3 protein-coding genes are annotated in these 2,957 nt (G+C 45.4%); 2 read left to right on the top strand and 1 reads right to left on the bottom strand.

Annotation, left to right across the window (positions count from 1 at the left end; translation table 11 throughout):
• Nucleotides 1-65 precede the first annotated feature (65 nt).
• Complete coding sequence (locus KTQ90_RS12990) at nucleotides 66-521, top strand: ScaI family restriction endonuclease (RefSeq protein ID WP_369680876.1); 456 nt, start codon at nucleotides 66-68, stop codon at nucleotides 519-521.
• A gap of 107 nt (nucleotides 522-628) precedes the next feature.
• Complete coding sequence (locus KTQ90_RS12995; protein WP_217318781.1) at nucleotides 629-1,486, top strand: DNA-methyltransferase; 858 nt, start codon at nucleotides 629-631, stop codon at nucleotides 1,484-1,486.
• Nucleotides 1,487-1,545: 59 nt separating this feature from the next.
• Here the strand turns inward: KTQ90_RS12995 and KTQ90_RS13000 are convergent, their stop codons facing one another.
• Nucleotides 1,546-2,844: an MATE family efflux transporter gene (locus KTQ90_RS13000; RefSeq protein WP_217318782.1), complete on the bottom strand. Its 1,299-nt coding sequence runs from the start codon at nucleotides 2,842-2,844 to the stop codon at nucleotides 1,546-1,548.
• Between the last annotated feature and the right edge of the window lie 113 nt (nucleotides 2,845-2,957).

The raw sequence follows: 2,957 nt of genomic DNA on the forward strand, positions 1-2,957 counted from the left end.
TGTTGCTCAGGATATTATAAATAATGTTAAACTAAAGTGTTGCGGAATTAAGGTTTAATTCTAAAATTGGTTCATTTAGTATAGGTAAAGAAATATTTCCTTCACCACAAATACTAAGTTTCTTTCTTCATGAACTAGTAGCACACTATTTATCACTGGAATTTCCCAAAAGGTATAAAGTTGGTGAACTTAAAAACGAGAAAGATATTCATGATATGAAAGATCTTTCAATGGGTATTGAGATAAAAGCATCTTCTAATGCCACCCAAATATTTGCAAATCGAAGCTATGCACAACCTTCTTCTGATTCTGAAACAAAAGACAAGAATGGTTACTATATAACAATAAATTTTGAAAAAATTAGCAAATTTAACCCTCGTCCCAAGATTACGATTATTCGTTTTGGTTATTTGGAGCATAAGGATTGGATTGCGCAGAAAGCAGCGACAGGGCAGCAGGCCCGCTTAAAACCTGAAGCATATAAAAATAAATTGATTGAAATTTATAGAGCTATAAAATGATTTAAAATTTTATTTCCGTGCAAAAATAAATAAATAAAAACATTCTACCTCAGAATCTTGTACTTTGGAATAAATTATTATTAATTTTGCATTTAAAAAAGAAGCGTATGTTTGAAGAAATAAAGCAAACCTTAGGTGAACCATTTTTTGAATGTGAGTATGGATTGCTATACAATATGGATTGTGAAAATGCTTTGAAACATTTGAATACTCCATGTCTTGCGTCTACAATTACCAGTCCTCCATATAATATAGGGAAAGAATATGAGGATATTATGCCACTTGGCGATTATTTAAGTTGGCTTTCTCGTATTGCAAGGAGTATTGAAAAAATAACTCTGTCTACGGGCAATTTTTTATTGAATGTTGGGTATTTGTCAGTTAGAGATAAAGGAAGAGCTGTGCCTATCCCATACCTTATATGGGACAAGATTCCATTTTATTTAAATCAAGAAATTATTTGGCATTATGAGGCTGGTATTGCTGCAAAGAAATATTTGTCTCCTCGAAATGAAAAAATTCTTTGGTATGTTAAGGATAAAGATTGTTATACTTTTAATCTTGATTCAATAAGGGATCCTAATGTTAAATATCCAAATCAAAAGAAGAAAGGAAAATTGCGTTGTAATTCAATTGGTAAAAATCCTTCTGATATCTGGGAAATAGCTAAGGTTACTTCAGGTGCAAATCGTTCTTCTGTGGAACGAACTGCTCATCCTGCCCAATTTCCTGAAGATTTAATTAAACGGTTGATGCTGGGATTTACTAACAAGAATGATCTTGTTCTTGACCCTTTCATGGGTTCAGGAACTGTAGGAGCTGTTGCAGTGGAACTGAAGCGAAAGTTTATTGGATTTGAAATTGAAAAAAGGTATTGTGAAATTGCAAAGAAAAGAATAGAAAAAAAGATAGAAGAGTGTGCAACTTTTTTCGATTTTGTTTCTGATGAGCAAATTTGCATGTGATTTTCAAGATATTATTTTCTGTGGCAAATTGTATGCAGTCCCCATTTATTTGAGGACCTCTACCTTGCGGTCCTCAAATATATCGCGCTCTGCACCGCTCCTCTCGCGGCGAGATACGCCAGGAATGCCAGCCACAGCGCATGGTTGTGCCACACGCCGCGTAGCGAGAGATAGACGGCGAAGAAGACCAGCATCGCTACAGCCGTGGCGGCGAACATGCCGCGCGTGTTGGTGGTGCCGATGAAGACGCCGTCCCAGATGAACGCCGCCAAGCCGCAGACCGGTATCAGCACAGCCCACGGAGCATAGTCGGCGGCGGCAGCCACGACGTTAGGCTCGTCGGTGAGCAGAGCGAGAAAGCCCGTGCCGCCCACGGCGTAGACGAGCGTGTAGGCGGCGGTGAGCGCTGCGCCCCAGGCGAAGAGGCGGCGCACCGTGCGACCGAACTCCTTGTGGTTGCGCGCGCCGTAGTGTTTGCCGCAGAGCGCCTCGCCGGCAAAGGCGAAGCCGTCCATCACGTATGAGTAGAGTGTGAAGAGCTGCATGAGCAGCGTGTTCACAGCCAGTACCACTGCGCCCTGCGACGCACCTGCCGAGAGGAAGTAGAAGTTGACAGCCACGAGGCACAGCGTGCGCAGGAAGATGTCGCGGTTCACGCCGAAGAAGCGACGCATAGCCGTGCCCTCCACAATGCGCCGCCACTCTACATGGCGCAGTATGCGCTTGCCGTAGGTGGCGCTCCAGAGCGCCACGCTGACGAGCAGACCGGCGTATTGCGCCGTGAGTGTGCCCAGCGCTATGCCCTCCACCTTCATGCCGAAGGCGTAGACGAACGTGCAGCTGGCTGCGATGTTCACCACGTTCTGCATAATGGAGATGAACATAGGCAGGCGTGTGTTCTGCATGCCGATGTACCAGCCCGTCAGACTGTACAGGCAGAGCATGGCAGGTGCGCCCCAGACGCAGATGCGGAAGTAGTGCCACGCCTCGGCGTTTATCTCCTCCGTGGCGCCGACGAGGGCGAGAGTAGCCGTGCCGAGCGGTCGTTGCAGCAGCAGAATGAACGCCGCCACGCCTATAGCCACGGCGATGGAGCGCGCCAGCGTGGTAGCCACGTCGCCCATGTCGCGCCGTCCGAGCGCCTGCGATGTCATTCCGCTCGTGCCCATGCGCAGAAAGCCGAACACCCAGTAGATGACGTTGAATATCATCGAGCCTACAGCCACTGCGCCGATGTACACGGCGTTGCCGAGATGTCCCGAGACAGCCATGTCTACCAGTCCGAGCAGCGGCACGGTGATGTTAGCCACTATCGAGGGCAGGGCTATGCGTAGTATGCTTTTGTCTATGTTCTGCATTTTTATCGTTTGCGTTTTGTCGATTTTTAGTATTTGATATTTTATGCAAAGTTACGACAAATCTGCGTAATAAATTGTAACTTTGCAATATGGAAAGTACGTATTTTTTATAA

The organism is Leyella stercorea (assembly GCF_019052365.1).
In the GTDB taxonomy this organism is placed as follows: Bacteria; Bacteroidota; Bacteroidia; order Bacteroidales; family Bacteroidaceae; genus Prevotella.

Coding starts and splice junctions, on each gene's coding strand:
- KTQ90_RS13000 (WP_217318782.1), bottom strand. CDS start 2,844: ATGCAGAACATAGACAAAAGCATACTACGCATAGCCCTGCCCTCGATA.
- KTQ90_RS12995 (WP_217318781.1), top strand. CDS start 629: ATGTTTGAAGAAATAAAGCAAACCTTAGGTGAACCATTTTTTGAATGT.